Origin of the sequence: Acinetobacter sp. SAAs474 (assembly GCF_032823475.1) — a bacterium.
Taxonomy (GTDB): Bacteria; Pseudomonadota; Gammaproteobacteria; order Pseudomonadales; family Moraxellaceae; genus Acinetobacter.
The window spans coordinates 94,843-112,008 of the sequence record NZ_CP127913.1 but is presented as its reverse complement, the minus strand read 5'-3'; the positions used below and the strand labels follow the sequence as shown (position 1 = coordinate 112,008).

The 17,166-nt window shown below is 32.5% G+C and carries 20 protein-coding genes and 4 pseudogenes; 10 read left to right on the top strand and 14 right to left on the bottom strand.

Going from position 1 to position 17,166, the window contains the following annotated elements:
* The first annotated feature begins 96 nt into the window (after positions 1-96).
* Positions 97-498 (top strand): hypothetical protein, encoded by a 402-nt coding sequence (locus QSG86_RS00980; RefSeq protein WP_317032756.1) that lies wholly within the window; start codon positions 97-99, stop codon positions 496-498.
* An 88-nt stretch (positions 499-586) separates the two neighbouring features.
* Here QSG86_RS00980 and QSG86_RS00975 read toward each other — a convergent pair.
* A pseudogene (locus QSG86_RS00975) lies at positions 587-1,044 on the bottom strand (DDE-type integrase/transposase/recombinase); the annotation flags it as partial.
* A gap of 185 nt (positions 1,045-1,229) precedes the next feature.
* A complete protein-coding gene (locus QSG86_RS00970; protein ID WP_317032757.1) occupies positions 1,230-1,760 on the bottom strand; it encodes an HPP family protein in 531 nt (176 codons plus the stop codon).
* A gap of 98 nt (positions 1,761-1,858) precedes the next feature.
* Here QSG86_RS00970 and QSG86_RS00965 point away from each other — a divergent pair, with 98 nt between their 5' ends.
* Positions 1,859-2,401 carry a TetR/AcrR family transcriptional regulator gene (locus tag QSG86_RS00965; RefSeq protein ID WP_317032758.1) on the top strand — a complete coding sequence of 181 codons (543 nt, stop codon included), beginning with the start codon at positions 1,859-1,861 and terminating at the stop codon, positions 2,399-2,401.
* A gap of 86 nt (positions 2,402-2,487) precedes the next feature.
* Here QSG86_RS00965 and QSG86_RS00960 read toward each other — a convergent pair whose 3' ends face one another.
* Positions 2,488-2,871, bottom strand: a complete 384-nt coding sequence (locus tag QSG86_RS00960) for a hypothetical protein (RefSeq protein WP_317032759.1) — start codon at positions 2,869-2,871, stop codon at positions 2,488-2,490.
* Positions 2,872-3,238: 367 nt separating this feature from the next.
* Between QSG86_RS00960 and QSG86_RS00955 the strand changes: the two genes are divergently transcribed.
* The 4 genes from QSG86_RS00955 (at position 3,239) to QSG86_RS00940 (ending at position 6,967) form a co-directional block, all read left to right on the top strand.
* Positions 3,239-3,553, top strand: coding sequence for a type II toxin-antitoxin system Phd/YefM family antitoxin (locus QSG86_RS00955; protein ID WP_317032760.1), 315 nt, complete (start codon positions 3,239-3,241; stop codon positions 3,551-3,553).
* A 2-nt stretch (positions 3,554-3,555) separates the two neighbouring features.
* Positions 3,556-3,930: a hypothetical protein gene (locus QSG86_RS00950; protein ID WP_317032761.1), complete on the top strand. Its 375-nt coding sequence runs from the start codon at positions 3,556-3,558 to the stop codon at positions 3,928-3,930.
* A gap of 867 nt (positions 3,931-4,797) precedes the next feature.
* Positions 4,798-5,517 carry an SGNH/GDSL hydrolase family protein gene (locus tag QSG86_RS00945; protein ID WP_317032762.1) on the top strand — a complete coding sequence of 240 codons (720 nt, stop codon included), beginning with the start codon at positions 4,798-4,800 and terminating at the stop codon, positions 5,515-5,517.
* Positions 5,518-5,848: 331 nt separating this feature from the next.
* Positions 5,849-6,967 carry a Fic family protein gene (locus QSG86_RS00940; protein WP_317032853.1) on the top strand — a complete coding sequence of 373 codons (1,119 nt, stop codon included), beginning with the start codon at positions 5,849-5,851 and terminating at the stop codon, positions 6,965-6,967.
* Between the two features lie 445 nt (positions 6,968-7,412).
* On the opposite strand, the gene QSG86_RS00935 is transcribed toward QSG86_RS00940, so the two are convergent.
* A complete protein-coding gene (locus QSG86_RS00935; RefSeq protein WP_317032763.1) occupies positions 7,413-8,303 on the bottom strand; it encodes a LysR family transcriptional regulator in 891 nt (296 codons plus the stop codon).
* Positions 8,304-8,452: 149 nt separating this feature from the next.
* Between QSG86_RS00935 and QSG86_RS00930 the strand changes: the two genes are divergently transcribed.
* Positions 8,453-9,046: an NAD(P)H-dependent oxidoreductase gene (locus QSG86_RS00930; RefSeq protein WP_317032764.1), complete on the top strand. Its 594-nt coding sequence runs from the start codon at positions 8,453-8,455 to the stop codon at positions 9,044-9,046.
* Positions 9,047-9,055: 9 nt separating this feature from the next.
* Positions 9,056-9,253, top strand: a pseudogene (locus tag QSG86_RS00925) (putative quinol monooxygenase); the annotation flags it as partial.
* Positions 9,254-9,287: 34 nt separating this feature from the next.
* Here QSG86_RS00925 and QSG86_RS00920 read toward each other — a convergent pair.
* The 3 genes and pseudogenes from QSG86_RS00920 to QSG86_RS00915 all read right to left on the bottom strand — a co-directional run.
* A pseudogene (locus QSG86_RS00920) lies at positions 9,288-9,389 on the bottom strand (IS3 family transposase); the annotation flags it as partial.
* Positions 9,346-9,447, bottom strand: a pseudogene (locus QSG86_RS16630) (transcriptional regulator); the annotation flags it as partial. The pseudogenes QSG86_RS00920 and QSG86_RS16630, both read right to left, overlap by 44 nt.
* A 95-nt stretch (positions 9,448-9,542) precedes the next feature.
* Complete coding sequence (locus QSG86_RS00915; protein WP_317032765.1) at positions 9,543-10,442, bottom strand: LysR family transcriptional regulator; 900 nt, start codon at positions 10,440-10,442, stop codon at positions 9,543-9,545.
* Between the two features lie 100 nt (positions 10,443-10,542).
* On the opposite strand from QSG86_RS00915, the gene QSG86_RS00910 reads away from it, so the two are divergent.
* Positions 10,543-11,001, top strand: a complete 459-nt coding sequence (locus QSG86_RS00910) for a CidA/LrgA family protein (RefSeq protein ID WP_317032766.1) — start codon at positions 10,543-10,545, stop codon at positions 10,999-11,001.
* A complete protein-coding gene (locus tag QSG86_RS00905) occupies positions 10,998-11,696 on the top strand; it encodes an LrgB family protein (RefSeq protein ID WP_317032767.1) in 699 nt (232 codons plus the stop codon). Before QSG86_RS00910 ends, QSG86_RS00905 begins: the two co-directional genes overlap by 4 nt.
* Before the next feature lie 532 nt (positions 11,697-12,228).
* On the opposite strand, the gene QSG86_RS00900 is transcribed toward QSG86_RS00905, so the two are convergent.
* The 7 genes from QSG86_RS00900 to QSG86_RS00870 form a co-directional block, all read right to left on the bottom strand.
* A complete protein-coding gene (locus QSG86_RS00900) occupies positions 12,229-12,852 on the bottom strand; it encodes a LysE family transporter (protein WP_317032768.1) in 624 nt (207 codons plus the stop codon).
* Between the two features lie 176 nt (positions 12,853-13,028).
* Entirely contained in the window at positions 13,029-13,556 is a 528-nt protein-coding gene (locus QSG86_RS00895; protein WP_317032769.1) for a cysteine hydrolase family protein, read from the bottom strand.
* Positions 13,557-13,723: 167 nt separating this feature from the next.
* Positions 13,724-14,029 carry a hypothetical protein gene (locus QSG86_RS00890; RefSeq protein WP_317032770.1) on the bottom strand — a complete coding sequence of 102 codons (306 nt, stop codon included), beginning with the start codon at positions 14,027-14,029 and terminating at the stop codon, positions 13,724-13,726.
* Positions 14,030-14,238: 209 nt separating this feature from the next.
* Complete coding sequence (locus QSG86_RS00885; RefSeq protein WP_317032771.1) at positions 14,239-14,598, bottom strand: DUF4156 domain-containing protein; 360 nt, start codon at positions 14,596-14,598, stop codon at positions 14,239-14,241.
* Between the two features lie 217 nt (positions 14,599-14,815).
* On the bottom strand, positions 14,816-15,412 hold the full coding sequence (locus QSG86_RS00880) for a TetR/AcrR family transcriptional regulator (RefSeq protein WP_317032772.1): 597 nt from the start codon (positions 15,410-15,412) through the stop codon (positions 14,816-14,818).
* Positions 15,413-15,437: 25 nt separating this feature from the next.
* Positions 15,438-16,631, bottom strand: coding sequence for a multidrug effflux MFS transporter (locus tag QSG86_RS00875; protein WP_317032773.1), 1,194 nt, complete (start codon positions 16,629-16,631; stop codon positions 15,438-15,440).
* 297 nt (positions 16,632-16,928) lie between these two features.
* On the bottom strand, positions 16,929-17,123 hold the full coding sequence (locus tag QSG86_RS00870; protein WP_317032774.1) for a hypothetical protein: 195 nt from the start codon (positions 17,121-17,123) through the stop codon (positions 16,929-16,931).
* Between the last annotated feature and the right edge of the window lie 43 nt (positions 17,124-17,166).

Genomic DNA, 17,166 nt, shown 5'->3' with positions numbered 1-17,166 from the left:
GGGTTTTTTCCATTTATTGTTTAATAGGTTTATCCCTGTCAATTTTAAAGTTTTATATGAATTATAAAAAATTTAGACACCAGAAAAGAAGTGAAAATGAACAAAAAAGCTAAATGGATAATTCTTATAATAAGTTTAACTGTTGTATACGGTCTTGGATATTTTGCATATATCAATATAGCTACAGGAAAGCCTTTCTTGGGTGTGATACCTGAAATATTGCTGTATTTAACACCTCTATATTTTATTACTAGTCTTCTTATTGAGCTTTTGATAGGTGAAGTACCTAATAGGCAAGTAAAAAGAGCTCTTCTTAAAGTCCTATTACTCTTATGCTTTTTTATATTATATGCTTTGACGTATTGGGCTTTTCATAAATACATCATTATTGCAAATAAGTTAGAACATACTTTCATGGCAGAAAATGTACATCTTATTTTCCTAATATTAACAATATTCTTAGGTATTAAATTTGCTCAAAAATTAGATTCAAAATAAATGCATTTAAGATTTATGTACTTTTAAAAATAGGTATGTCATGAACGAAAATTTGAAATGGTGTATTATCCCCTATAAAAACGGACATTTAACTTACTAACTTTAGCGAACGAAATTCCCGAGGGGATTTCATTTTTAACCCACTATGTAGATGATTGCAATTATAGTCTTCAATCCAGATAGATAAATATCTCATGACAGTTTCTGCATCTGGTACATCACTTAAATACACATAGTACCGCTTAAAGGTCTTCACAAACGCCTCAGCCATACCATTACTTTGTGGGCTGCGAATTGGTGTTGTGCAGACATGAAAACCTAATGACTGTGCAAACATACGTGTGGATTGTGCAATGTAACAACTACCGTTATCTGTCAGCCATTCAACCCTTTGTGGTAGATGAAATACTGTGAAATACTGTACCAAACCGTACTGATGCCTGCTGTTGTTGCTGCATAACTCATAATTTCTCGATCACAGCAGTCTAAACTGAAGACAACCCTTACTTTTTCACCATTCCAACATTTGATTTCAAAGCCAGAAGTAAATCATAGAGTATAAAGAATATCTAAAATTAACATAATACACGTTATGCGAAGTCAAAAATGGGAGCTTAAGCTCCCATTTTTATTGATGATTTTCAAAAATTAGAACTTAGATTTTGATCTAACATTCTTCAAATTTCGCATTACGACCAGTATGTTAAATGGATTCAACTTTCAAGAAATTATTACTTAGTTTTAATCAAACCTAAGCCGTAAAGGGGCCACTTATTATCATTTTTAATATTGTTTACGATAGCAGCAACCAAAACTAAAACTATAGATCCTAATAAGACAGGAAAAACTAAGAAACTCCATTCATAGTTAATGGAATTTGCTGTTAAAAGTATAACTAAGGGATTAGCTCCAGCTGGTGGATGTACACATTTAAAAACTTGCATTAATGCAATTGCACAGCCTACAGATAAAGCTATGGTTAGATTAGATTCAGAGAAAAATTTGAGAAAAAATAAGCCAATAAAAGCTGAAATGAGATGACCGAATATAACATTTCTAGGTTGTGCTAATGGTGACTGTGAGACTGCGTAAAGAATTACACAAGTGGCGCCGAATGGAGCCATGATGTAAATATGTCCTGTTAACTTAGTCAGTGTAAGTAAAAAGAAGATACTGATTGTTCCTCCAATTAGGCTTCTTAGAACTTCATTTTTTTTTGGAAATACAGCTAGTTTTTCCTTTCCTTCTAAAATTGAAAACATTTTTAGTATCTCTTTAAAATATTGTTTTTAAATCATAATACAGATAAAATAAAAATAGTACAGATCTGTACTATTTTTTTATTTATAGGATGCCTTTGATGTCAAAATCAGCATTGAAAATTTTAGATACAGCTGAAAGATTATTTAATGAAAATAGCTTTGTTGGCGTTGGCGTTGACCTAATTCGAGATGAATCAGGCTGCTCTAAAACTACTATGTATACTTATTACAAAAATAAAAATCAGTTGGTTAAATCTGTACTTACAGCTCGTGATGAAAAATTTAAAAAAAGTCTATTTCAATACATTGGAGCAGCTAAAGGTCTATATGCAATTAATAAAATTTTTGATTGGCACATGGAATGGTTTCAACAAGATTCTTTCAAAGGGTGCTTGTTTGTTAGGGCTGTAGCCGAGTCAAGTCAAAGTGAGCAAGATATAATTTCTGTTTCTAAAAAGCATAAGCAATGGATAAAAGACTTAGTATCAGAACATTGCTTATTAGCAAGCCATCAAGATTTATCTGAGCTAATTTATACTTTGATAGAAGGGCTAATTAGTAGATTTTTGGTAGATGGATTTGATCTTAATATTGCTAATAGTCTAAAGAAAAATATAAATAGTCTATTAATAGTCGATTAAGATTTCCTACAATTAACATAATACGGATTATACGAAGCCCATGCCTTAGACACAGTTTTTTTTAATTTCGTATAACACCCATTATGTTAAATAAAATTTATAAAAGGAAAAGTGCGCTTAAATTTCTCTGAGACATGTGGGTTGTTCTTTAGGTATTCAATAGATTGTTCTTGCGTAGAAATAGGGTCAAAAATATCTATTCCCCTTAGATAAGAAATGCCTTCTAACGCCATTTTCTCTGTTTTTGATAGTCCAGAGCTTGGTACAAATCCAATAATTAAATGAATCTTTGCTAATGAGCCTTCGAAATCTATAAGATCAAACATATAAAATGGTATTTCATCTTGATTTAAATCATTAATACAAAGCTCAACCCACTGCCTAAACTCATTTAAATTAATTGCTTCTGAAAATAGACACCCAATAGCAAATCCAAGATCAGAACTTTCTTCTTTATATATTTTCCACATACTTAAATTTTTCTAAAATTAACATAATACCAATTATACGTAATGCTTTTTAAATCACGTTATTTTTCAATTGATTAAGAATATGAAATAGCCACTATTAACCAGTAGTGGCTTTTTTACGTGATTTTTCATGTTTCGCGATTAATATCTGATCAATGTTCCACGAAAAAGTTCAAACAAACTTAATAATCATTCATCAAACAATGCCCCCGTTATTCCTATTCGTAGTCTACCAGTCATTTCTGTTCCAAGTAGACCATTAATATATAAAATCACATAGCTCATGTTGATATTGCATTATTAAAATGTGGTTAAATCGTATGGCAAATATGATATAATTTTTGTCATATAGTATGAGGTCTTAGATATGGATGGATTAACTTTTATTAACGGTGCGACTGTTTCTGCGACTGATGTTCGCAAATCTTGGAGCAAAATTGTCCAAGGTGTCAAAGATAGTCATAAACCTGTTTTTGTTTGCACGAACAATACGCCTGAAGCTGTTGTTTTGAGCTTTGAAGAATTTCAAAACATGCAGGAAATCGTTGACGCTGCTCGGCGTGAACAGCTAGGACAGCAAATGGTTTGTGATCTTTTGGATATTGCTCAGTTAACTGGTCAACCGATCAAACGCATGCTTTTGAACTCCAAAGGCGTATTTGAAGAAGCAGAAGAGCAATAAGTATGGCTGTTGGTGATATTTATCGAATTTTTGTAAAATTTAGCTCAGATACCCTTGAAGGGAAAGAACGCTATACAGTTGAAATTGGTAAAGTTAATTTAACAGTTGTGCTATTAGATTCGATTACAAGCCAGTACAAGGACAAATCAGATTATATTAAGTTGCAATATTATCCGATTCGAGATTGGAGACAGGCGGGTTTACAGAAGTCATCTTATATTGACATTCGTAGCACAATGAGCTTTGATTTTTGTGAAATATTAAGAAGTGGAAAATATATTGGTCAATTAAGTCATACTGATGTTATAGAGTTGACTAAGTTTATTCAAAATTACAAAGAACGCTTGAAAGCCCACATTAAAGCTAATCCTATTTAGTAGCTCACATAATTTATTTGAAAATCTCTCCATTTAACATAATGTCGCTTATACGAAACGGTTTATAAAAAATTTATTTTTCAAATACTTATAAAGATTTAATTGACCTAAAAAACCACTAAAAGCCGACTTAAAAATCTGTTGGCTATTTTTTTAAATCAATTTGTCACTTTTTGCTCATAAAATCGTGCAAAAAAACATCTAAAACAACAATTCCATAGTAAATATAAGCCTTTTACCTTCCAATTCATCCACATTTTCTGCGGATAAATACATGGATAAAATTCACACAATTTTGTACGCCTAAGCGCACAGCAATTTAAGGATTTTACCCATATACACTCTGTAACAAATCTCCTATGATGAACTTATGCAGGAACAGGATGTTCCGGAACACAAAACAACGATAAGACGTTCATGCACCAGGAATGTGAAGCTCAACAGGAGTTAGGCTTAACCAACCAATACGAAAAACCCCGACAGGATGTCGGGGTTTTTTATTACTAATTTAACTATTTAATAAAATTGGTGTCATATGAATAGTGAATGTTATTAAAAGTGTGCAGTATAAAAATTTTAAAAGTCTTCAGTATTTGGAATACCAATAAACGAGAAGTATAATCTACGAGAATTATCTAAATTACAGCAATTAAAAAATATCTTTTATCATAATGTAGCTTTATTGTATGTCTGAAACCGGTATAACTTAAAAAAATGAAAGTGAATCTGCTCTAATGCAAATTTTACAATTTTTATTCGTAAGATAAGAGATTTTATATAAAGTAGATAATTAAAAGGCTTATGAATTATGTCTTTCATATAAGATGTATTATTATATTAATTCTAGTTAAATTTAAAATTTTCACTATGTTTAATAGTTCACTCGAAATTTTATTAAGCCCAATTATTATCACTCAAGGTATATATGTAAAAAAAACAATCCTAAGATTAAATGAACCTATGGGAAACCGTAAAGGAATAACTGGTCAAGGAAAATTATTAAATCTATTAATTACAGGAGATTCGGCAGCAGCAGGGGTTGGTGCAGACAAACAATTAGATGCACTAAGTGGACAACTCATTCAAAACTTAAAAAATGATTTCCGGTGTACATGGACTTTACATGCAAAAACAGGATTTACAACATCAGATCTTATTAAGCATCTTAATATTATACCTGCTGAGAAATTTGATATTGTCGTTGTTTCCATAGGTGTTAATGATGTAACAAAAATATCATCTATTAACCAGTGGAAAAATGAAATACAGATATTGCATAATATTTTTATTGAAAAGTTTAATGCAAAATATATTATTTATACAGAATTACCCCCTCTAGAAAAATTTCCTGCACTACCAAATCCTTTACGTTATTTTTTAAGTAAAACAGCAAAGAAAATGAATAAAGAATTAAATATATTATTTAATAATAAAAAATTCAGTACGGTACTAAATATTAATTTACCCTTTAATACTAATTTTATTGCTAAAGATAATTTTCATCCGAGTCCAGATGCATATAAAATTTGGGCACAATATACAGCAGAAAAAATCTTTAAGTATGCCAACCAAAATTTAAATATTTGAAAAATATCATTTATTTAATGAACTCTGAATAAATATCAACATTCTAAAATCTAATATTTCCCATTTCTTTAAACTATACTCAAAAGATAAAGTTCCAAACTGATGAGATACCTACCGTTTAATTCAATATTAAAGTTAAACGATAGCTTTCTTACAGTACTCTCTGCTCTAAGTCTTTAACATAAAACCTCTTATGCAAAATTCGAATATTAGCCCCCAAGTAGAAATGTCTTGGATAAAATGAGCTGATTAACCCTATTATTCGGCTCACAATATGAGCCGAATAAATGTTATATTTAACTCATCTGAAATTTTAGATGAGCGATTGAAAATGCAGGAATGGATCTGGCAAGCAGAAAGCTGGACAAATTTTACATGGCTAGATTCAATTATCTTGCCTAAAACCAGACAGATACATCAAAAAATAGGGATTCTTCTTGGGCAAAGTCAGCATGATTTAGCAAAAGAGCAGTTCACCCTAGATACTCTGCTTGCCAATCTTGTTGCTTCGTCTGCAATTGAAAATGAAACTATCAATATTTTTTCATTACGATCATCTTTAGCTCAACGCTTAGGTATCACACTTGAACAGCCTTATCCAAGCTCAGATCGATCAGAAGGTTTAGCCAACATCATGCTAGATGCGCTTAACGATGTTAAGCAACCACTGACTGTTGAGCGTCTCATGCAGTGGCATCGTTGGCTTTTTAATGATCCAGATTGGACAATGCAACGTTTACGCATTGGTCAACTTCGGGGATCAGAGCCTATGCAGGTCGTTTCAGGTCGATTGGACTATCCTAAAGTACATTTTGAAGCACCGCCAAGAGAAGGCTTAGAAGAACGCTTAAATACATTCATAGCGTGGTTTAATCAAAGTCTGAATGATTCATTGCTTGATCCTTTGTTACGTGCAGGCATTAGCCATTTATGGTTTGTTACCCTACATCCTTTTGATGATGGTAATGGACGTATTACACGTACACTTACAGACCTTGCTTTAGCTCAAATGGATGAGCAGAGCATCCGTTTATATGCAATGTCTACTACAATATTGAATAAAGGTAAAAGTTACTATGAAATATTAGAACAAACTCAAAAAAATGATTGTGATATCACAGATTGGCTAGTTTGGTTTCTAGATACATTAAATGATAGCCTTGAAAAAACCTTAGCACAGATCAACCGAACATTATTTAAGAGTCAATTTTGGCATAAGTATTCAAATTTAGCCCTGAGTGAAGAACAACGTAAAGTCCTAAATCGTTTATTAGACGGTGGAGAAAATGGCTTTGAACATGGTATCAGTGCGTCACAATATCAAAAGGTTGCTAAAATTAGTAAAGCAACGGCTACTCGCCACTTATCAGACTTACTTGAGAAAGAATGTATTGTGAAATTGGAAGGTGGTGGACGTAATACACGCTATCAAATTAATACTCAGTTATAGATATTTAAGCAATAAAAAACCCCGACATCCTGTCGGGGTTTTTCGTATTGGTTGGTTAAGCCTAACTCCTGTTGAGCTTCACATTCCTGGTGCATGAACGTCTTATCGTTGTTTTGTGTTCCGGAACATCCTGTTCCTGTATGAGTTCATCATAGGAGATCTATTACAGAGTGTATATGGGTAAAATCCTTAAATTGTTGTGCGCTTAAGCGCACAAAACTGTGTGAATTTTATCCATATATTTATCCGCAGAAAATGTGGATGAATTGGATGATGAAAGGCCTATATTTATTATGGAATTGCTATTTTAGGTGTTTTTTGACCTATTTTATGGGAAAAAAGTGACAAATTGATTTAAAAAATAGCCAACATGTTTTCAAGTCGGCTTTTAGTTATTTTTTAGGTCAGTTGAAGTTTTATAAGTGTTTGAAAAATCCACTTAAAATTAATTAAGCTGTTGTAATTTTTCATATAAATAATCAATAAATAATCTAACTCTCTTAGGTATATAATTTTTTTTGTAATAGACAGCATGGATTTTTTGCTCATGAATCTTTATTTCATCTTCAAATAAAGCAATTAATTTACCTTCTTTTATATCTTTTAAAATTAAAAATTCAGAGAGACAAGCGATTCCTACGCCTTGTAAAGCAAGTTGACGAACACTTTCGCCATTAGAAGCTGTGATAGATGGTGAAGTTTTATATAGTTGATCATTTATATAAATTGGCCAATTATTTAAATGCAAAGGATGGCTAAATCCTAATAATCTATGTTGATTTAACTCAATAATAGATTTTGGTAAGTTATTTTTTTTGAGATATTCAATGCTAGCAACGATATACAAACGACTTTTATATAATAATTTTGCATAGAGACTTGAATCTTCTAGATCACCAAATCGTATAGCAACATCTATTTTATGCTCTAATAAATCAATTACATGATCATGACTAGTTAGTTCAATACTGATTTTTGGATATCGTTCTATAAACTCTGGTATTAATGGAATAATTACATGCAGTACAAACGGTGTTGCTGAATCTATTTTAATTAAGCCTGTAGGTTCAGTATCTGGATTAATTAACAACTCTTCAGCTTCATTCAAATCAGACAGTAATTTTCTTGCTCTTTCTAAAAAAATTTTTCCATCATATGTAAGATTAAGGCTACGAGTTGTACGTTCGATTAATTTAACATTTAATTTTTTTTCGAGGCGTTGTAATGTGCGACTAATAGCAGATGTTGTTTGATTTAATTGTTCTGCTGTTTTTACTATAGAGCCACAATCAGCGATCGTAACAAATACTAAAAGTTCATCAAATGTAGATTTCATATCTAAGTAAATCATTAATAAAAAATCATTTTTAATTATATATCAATTTTAATTATTAACAATTAATCAATAATGTTTTGTTAATAATTGCATTTATGTTGATGGATCTTAAATTTATATTGTACTCCTCTATTTAATTTGGGATGAAGATGAATAATATTTTAATTATTAATGGTGCTAAAACTTTTGCTCATTCTAATGGTGAATTGAATGATACCTTGACAATTTTAGCAGAAGAAGTATTAACCGAATTAGGTCATAAAGTTAAAGTTACGCGTGCTGATAGTACTTTTGATCCAAAAGAGGAGGTAAAAAAATATCTTTGGGCTGATGCTATTATTTATCAAATGCCAGGCTGGTGGATGGGTGCACCATGGACAGTAAAAAAATATATTGATGATGTATTTACTGAAGGTCATGGTCATATATACGCTAATGATGGTCGTTCCCGTTTAGATACTTCTAAAAAATATGGTTCGGGAGGTTTAATGCATGGCAAAAAATTTATGCTGTCATTAACCTGGAATGCACCTGCTGAAGCATTTACTGACCCAAAACAATTTTTTGAGGGGAGAGGTGTAGATGGGGTTTATTTGCCTTTTCGAAAAGCCAATGAGTTTCTTGGTATGCAAAGTATGTCAACATTTATTGCTCATGACGTCATCAAAGCACCAAACGTACCACAAATAAAAGATGACTATCGCCAACATTTGATCCGTAATTTTTCTTCATCAGTGATATAGAGGTAGATGGTGTTAACCATTATTGCTGAAATTAAAATAAAATCTGGTTCAGAACATCTGCAACATGTAATCAATTCATTCAAGGAGATCATACCAACAGTACTTGAAGAAGATGGTTGTTTTGGTTACGAATTACTTATTAACCACGAGAGCCATGCGTCTTATCAGTCGCCATTGAAGAATACAGTGGTTATGTTGGAAAAATGGGAGCTATTGATCTGACCCCTGAAAGTTGGACGATTTAATTACACTCTTTTAAGGGCTGAATTCTGTATTCCACAGGGCTTAGTCCTTTTAATTTAACCTTGATCCGATCGTGGTTCTGAATCCTTACGTAATGCTTTGTAGAGTGCTTCACGTCCAATCCCTGCTTGAATCATGCCACGAGCTTTAGCCATGACGCGAATATAAAGTTTTACAGCTAATCAAAGAAATCAGTGCTACAGAATTCATGATTATTCACGCATAATAAAGCAAGGAAGTTCACAGCAATCTATTAAAAATGTATTTCTTGAAGATTTTGTTCCACAATTTCTAGCCAAGCTCGTGTTGCAGGATTCATGACAACGGTCGTATTCCAAGCCATACTAAGAGTCCAATTTAATTGAGGCTGAATTAAAACGCTACGATTATACTTTTGAGGATCTAATTGATCACAGTAAATTTTAGGAAGTAAGGCAATCCCCACATGTGATTCAACCATTTTGGCGATAAAATCCCATTGACTACTTTTACACACCACATTTGGCTCAAAACCGACATAGTTACAGGCTTGAATAATGATATTATTTAAAGTAAAACTATCATCATAAAGTAAAAATGATTCTTCCTTGAGATCGATTAAAGCCACTTGTTGCTGATCATGCCATGGTGAATCATAGGCAGACAGTAAACATAATGGTGAGTCCATAATTGGGATGCCACTCAGCATCGGCTTTAAATGCCCTAATAAAATTCCCACGTCAATACGTTTTTCCAAAATAGCTGCTTCAATTCCTGATGCTCCTACTTCTAAGAAACTGAGCTCAATGGCCGGATAAGCTTTATGAAATTTTGCAATTAATGTACTAAGCAATACCGAACCTAAAGGCGGAAGACCTAAAATCAGTTTACCTCGTTTTAAGGCCCTGACTTGCATCACTGTTTCGGTAATACGCTGCTGTTCATTTAAAATAATCATTGCATGTTGGTAAATTTGTTCGCCCCAATAGGTCATGACACTGTCACGTTTTCGACCCGAATAGCCTTTATGAAATAATGGAACCCCTATTTCTTGTTCTAATTGCGCAATCATTTTACTGATGGTCGGTTGAGTCATACATAGTGCTTCTGCAGCAAGACTAAAACTTTTTTTTTGCACAATGGTCACAAAGGCATTCAGTGCTTTAAAATCCACTTCAAATTATTCCAATTAAGCATAATTATAGTTTTATTATTCATAATTTATATCGGAGATCAATCTTAAAATAGCACTAATCCGATAAATTTAGTCAGTTATGTTTAATTTGTTCTCTTATCTTCGTATCACCTATCTACTACGCGTATGCACACAGCTTGCTTTACTCATCTTAATCTGGTGGATGGGGAGCTGGTTACAACAGATGTTGCAATTACCGATCTCTGCAGGTGTCATTGGCTTATTTTTACTATTGATTGCACTCATGACCGGTATTTTTAAGCTACAGTGGATTAAACAAGGTTCAGATTTGATTTTAGCTGAACTCGTGCTTTTTTTTATCCCTTGTATTATTGGTTTAATTAAATATAAAAATTTATTATTTACTCAAGGCATACAATTAATTATCGCGGTGCTTGTTGGAACACTTTGCGTCATGATCGTGACTGCCTATACGGTGTACTGGGGATTTCATTTAGAAAAATATATTAAAAATAAATTTGTATCGCCCATTGAGCACAAAAACACGCCTCAACAGCATACAGGAGAAGCCAAATGAATAGCATGGCAGTTTTATGTTTATGCATGACTTTAATTGGTTATGTATTGGTAAAAAAACTTTATCAAAAACATAGCTATTTAGTATTGTCACCTGCAATTTTATTGCCATTCTTCATGATTGTTTTTATGACTATTTTTCATATTTCTTATGAAACATATATGCAACATAGCCATTGGATTGTATGGATGCTAGGACCTGCAACAGTAGCATTTGCGATTCCAATTTATGAATATCGTCAAATTATTAAGACACATGTCTTATCGATTAGCTTAGGAATCATCATCGGAATGTTAAGTGGCATCATCAGTGCATTCTATTTAGCAAAATTATTTAGTTTTAATCAAGAAACAGCCTATAGCTTGATGTCACGTTCTATTTCAACGCCATTTGCCATGGAGTTAACCAGCCACATTGGGGGTTCCGTTGAGTTAGTAATTTTATTTACCATGATTACAGGTATTGCAGGTGTGGCCATTGCAGACCTTGTTTTAGCTGTTTTAAAATTAGATACACAATTTGCTCAAGGTGCCGCTTTAGGAAATGCAGCACACGGTTTCGGTACAGTCAAAGCATTTATGCGCCATAAGGAACAAGGTGTTGCAGCATGTTTAAGTATGGTATTGTCAGGTATATTTATGGTGTTACTTGGACCGAGCATGATTCATTTAGTGAATGCGATTTTAATATCTTAATATCCGTACCGTCCAACCTACTCCTACCACAGTCGTGGTAGGTATAGGTATGATGTTAGTCATTTCAACTAAAATGAATACATCATATTTTCCAGTTGCTGATTGACTAGTCGTTACCGTTTTAAGGATGTTGTTCATCTCTTGGCTAAACTTGGTTGTAATCCCTTTGATTTTGGCTCATTTTAATCATCTATTTTCAATGTCCATTATGAATATTGTAGACATTGGTAGTGATATTTTTCATTTCTCTTAAATTTATCTTGGGAATTTGGTTCGTTCTTTGAAGAAATTACGAAAAACTGTATAGAGATGCAGCACATGACTTTTTTGGACTGGCACTTATTGTTTGTTAATAACTGGCGCTGCAACGATTGATACGATCAGGCCATATATTAAGAATCAAAATAGAGCTGACTCATCGTCAGGTGGGCTATTCATCTCCAGCTAAATTAAAGATTATAGGTGGAGAAGTTCGCCCATGTAGTTAAACTACCATTAAAATCGTTATTGTTATATGTGTTTGGTCATATATTTACTTTTGTGAAATTAAATAAATACCAAAAGTTGTAAAAATTCCTCCTGAAATGCCATCAATCCATTTTGCTGTATCTTGATACATCGTTTTAAATTTTGGAAAAGAAAATACAAATACAACCAGACTAAACCATAAAAATGTTTCTATACCAATAACCAGCCACATCGCAAAATGCATCTGATTTAAAATCGGATTCGATAAAAAGATAGAAAATACACTGCCAAAGTAAATGACAGCTTTAGGATTCGAAATATTAGTTAAAAATCCCTTAATAAAAAATCGTAAATTACTTTTAGGTAACGTGACATCAGAAGATTCTTGAAGATTATTTTGTTTAGAAAATGCAGATTTAAGCATCTGAAAGCCAAGCCAACATAGATAGATACCACCAGAAATCATAATGGCCTTTCTTAACCATTCAAACTTTTCAAAAATAATATTTAAGCCCACTAAGGCAAAAAAAGCCCAAATAAGTACGGCTGTAGTAATACCAAGCACTACATATATTGCTTGCATACGAGAGCGACTAATAGCCGTTTGCGTGACGATAAAAAAATCAGGACCAGGAGTAATTAAAGCACAGAAGTGAATAAATATTAAAGAACCGAATGCTAATAGCATATGATTTCACCTTAAATATAAAAATGAGTATGACTGAAATCCTATTTTGACATACTCTCACCACTAAACCGTAACTTATCGTGAGGGGAATCTTTGCAACGTATACAAACATATCATTTTGACATACTCCTACCACTTTCGCATAGTTCACGTGATGGGAGTATGCCAAAAGTAGCTTAATCCGAAAAGTATGCTGTGACCGTTTTTAATGTAATACGCGTAGAGAGCGCATTCAAAGCAATCAGATGTAAAATTTCAGATACTGTCGTCGTGGCATCGCTTAATACAGTCACGTTGTGATACGATTCTGCTTGCGGTGCTAATGCTGTAAATGTTACACAATTTTGTGTCATCATCCCACATAAAATGAGCTCATTAATATTCAACTGATCTAATGTCTCTTGCAAGTCTGTTTCTACAAATGCATCTGCGTAATGTTTAATGATAATAGGGGCATCTGGTGCAGCTGCTAAAATATCTGGATGAATTTTAACACCCTCACTCCCCTGATTAAAAAAAGGTGCTATTCCTGCATTCGGATCTGCAACATGCTGCACATGAATAATTGGAATATGGCGTTCTTGAGCATATTCAATTGCTTGTAAAACATGCTGTAATGTACTTTCCGTATTGGCTAAAGGAAATAGACCATGAGGGAAATAGTCATTTTGTAAATCAATAATAATTAATGCTGGTTTGCTCATCACAGGTTCCTTTTTAATTTTATCATGATATTTTATAAACTCATTCTCAATCATGAATCAATATGATTTAAAATTATAATATGAATATAATCAACATGCTGATGACATTATTGATCATATATAGTATAAAATACCATTTTTTAATTCAGAAAATTTTAAACTTAAATTTATTCATTCATACCGACAATAAACTGTGAGCAAGTTGAATACTCTGATGCAGCGCTGATTTGTTTATCACTAATCTTAAACGCATTGGCTGCCTGACTATTGGCCAACTTTTCCTTAGTGAGTTTACCTAACTCGCGTATTTCTGCAGCTGTAAGCATATTATGATCAACTGCAACATTTAATGTTGTACATGTGGCATTAACAATATTATAGCGACCCACTGTTTTATTACTAATAAAATAGCCGATTAGACCGCCAATGATTAAACTTATAATAACAATAATAACCAGTTTTTTAGTACTCATAATTGATATCCTATACGATTAAAATCAATATTAATGAAATAAATGATGCTTAAACATAAATATTTATTGATATTAATCTGAGTGTTAGTATATTTTTATCATATAATGCGATCATATTCATAAATCACTTAGAACATAATGCATTATATGCTGCTTGATATTTTATTTAATATGCTATGACATGATTCAATCATATTTTATATAAATTTTTAATAATTACATTTCCAGACATTACCAGTAATAACAACGTTAGTTTGTGCATAATCAGTACCTTTAGATGAAGGTATTCCTGTTGAACCTGCGCGATTGGTAATAATGCTAATTGTGTTACCTCCTAAAGCTAAAGCCTTATTTCTTAAATCATTTAATGCTCCTTCTTCTAAATTAGCATTAGATACAACCTGTCCTCGAAGCCAATCACCTTGTTTACCCGTCACAATACCAACAAAGGTACAATCTTTAGGATCTGTATTTAAAACACGAATATTTTGCGCACCAGGTTGAAGTGGAATTGCGCTACAAGCAGCTAAAAATAATGGTAAAGCCAATAAGCTTAATATTTTTTTCATATTGAGTTTCTCTTATTAAAATTCAATTTAGTATAATTATTTTTATAATAAATTGAGCTTTCATTTACAATTATTATTCAATAATCATCAATATGCTATTTTCAGCTTATTTATTCACATCAGTATTTAATATAAATTGTTCAAAATATCAGCAATATTGCTTTATTGCTGATTTTTGCTAGAAATTTAAAACTTTGATTTATAATTATATTATAAATCAGTTCTGCTTTAATAAAGATTGTTGTAACGTATTTTGATAAAGAAATAATAACGCTTTTAATCTACGCTCATAGAATGACTGATCGTAAAGTAATTCGACAGTAAGACTATCAATAATGCCTAAATAAGCATCGCTATATAATGTAACTTCATCTTCATTTAAATCAATTAATCGGAGAGCAGATTGAATTTGTTGTAGCAGAACTTGAATATATCTGAAATAACCATCAGTAATGGCTACAATTAAATCTGCAGGAGGTGCATAAGCCATACGAATAAGAAAGCGTAAACTCACACTATGACTATATTGCTTCTTAAGTGCATAACAATAAGCTTCTCCTGGAAGCTTTTCGTCACCTGCTTCAGCAAAACATGTTCGGATATAATCACATTCAATGATGATCGCTTGCTGCAAAAGCTCCAAAAACAAAGCTTCTTTACTGGAAAAATGGGTATATATAGAAGCTTTACGAATTCCAACCATATCTGCGATTAAACTAAGTGAAGCACCTTCATAACCATGTACCACAAAATTTTCAAATGCTGCTGTAATAATCTGTTTTTTTGAATTAGAACGTGTTTTTTGAATTTCCATAAGAAACTTATATCTCAATCAATGCTCAATGTGAATGAGCCGAAGTTTGACGTGTACCAACAAAAACTAAAGCTAAAATTACTGGCCCAATCATGGCTAAGAAAAACAACCAATATAGCGTATTCATTTCGACTAATTGACCTGCTATCGGTGTTGCCATTGATGAAATAAGCATCGGGAAAGCACCCAATAAAGCAGCACTAGAGCCTAGGGCTTGATGTTGTGAGTTCATTGCTAATGCCATTAAAATTGCTTCAAGAATACCTAAGCCAAACAATCCTAAAGCAATTCCAATAATAATACCAACGATACCAATATCAAAAACATAAGTCATGATACACATCACACTACCCAGCATCATTAATAATGCACCCATCATGGCCAAAAAAGGTGCAGATACCTTTTTAATCATCAATGCAGATGATGATGCACCAGCAACTAAACTAATACTGGTTAAACCAAACACTAAACCAAATTGTTCTAGACTGAGTCCAAAATCATTTTGGTAAACATAGGATGAACCACCAATATATGCAAACAGAAAAAAATATACAGCCGATAATGCCAATAAATTACAAAGAAATATTTTATGTTTTAAAATACCCAAATAAGTTTGTAAAATATTTTTTAAATTTAATTGAATACGATTTTTAGCGACTAAAGATTCTTTGATATTAAACAGTGTATTTAATAAAACTATACTTGCTACAGCACATAAGCTCAACATCACACCACGCCAACCAAAATGGGCACCAATAAATCCTCCTAATGCTGGTGCAACAATTGGACCAAGTGCAACAATAGTATTTAATAAAGCATAAAGTTGTGTGGCGGCAATGTCATCAACAAGATCACGTACCATACTCATCACCACCACAATTGCCATGGCAGCTCCCAATCCTTGCAAGACACGCGCAAATATTAATGCTTCAATACTCATCGTACTTGCTGCCCAAAAGGCTGCTCCAATATAAAGAACTAAACCGATTAATAAAGGATACTTACGCCCGATTGCATCTGAAATTGGGCCAAAAAATAATTGGCCTAAACCCATAAAAATTAAAAATACAGTTAAGGTTAATTGAGTCGAAGCATATGTTGTATTAAGGTCTTTCGCCATTTCAGGCATAGAAGCTAAGTACATATCAATTGCAGCAGGACCCAAAGCAACAATCATGGCCAAAGAAACAATGATTTTCAATGGAATAGAGGAATGCATAATTAAATCTCAAAAACTACCTATCGGTCGTTAGTTTAGCGAAAAAAAATTATCATGCAAGCAATTTTGACTTCACACACGATGCGTTATTCTTAAATTAAAACAGATATAAAAAAACCGAATTTTGATCAAATTCGGTTTTTCATATTTAAAATCGAAGCATCATCAGATCGATATTATTTCTTTTGCTTTTTGAGTTGCTGTTGTAACTTGTCTAGCTTTTTCTGATGTTTTGAGATTTTTTCAAGACGCGCATTAATCTTATCTTTCAAGATTTTAATCTGTTTTGACATGATACTACTCCATTTTATGTGTATCCGCTGGCTGATTTTTTTGAATAAAACTACGGATAAATTTTCTTAATTCTCTAGCCGCACTCGTATCGAGCTCATCGCATAGTTGGATAAACTCATCCCGTTCACGACTATTAATACGAATTAAGAGCTGGCCATCTTTTTTGTTTGCCTTTATTTTTTTGGGTTGATCAGTCATACGTTTTTATTCCCAAAGGCTAAATTACAAATAAAATGTATAT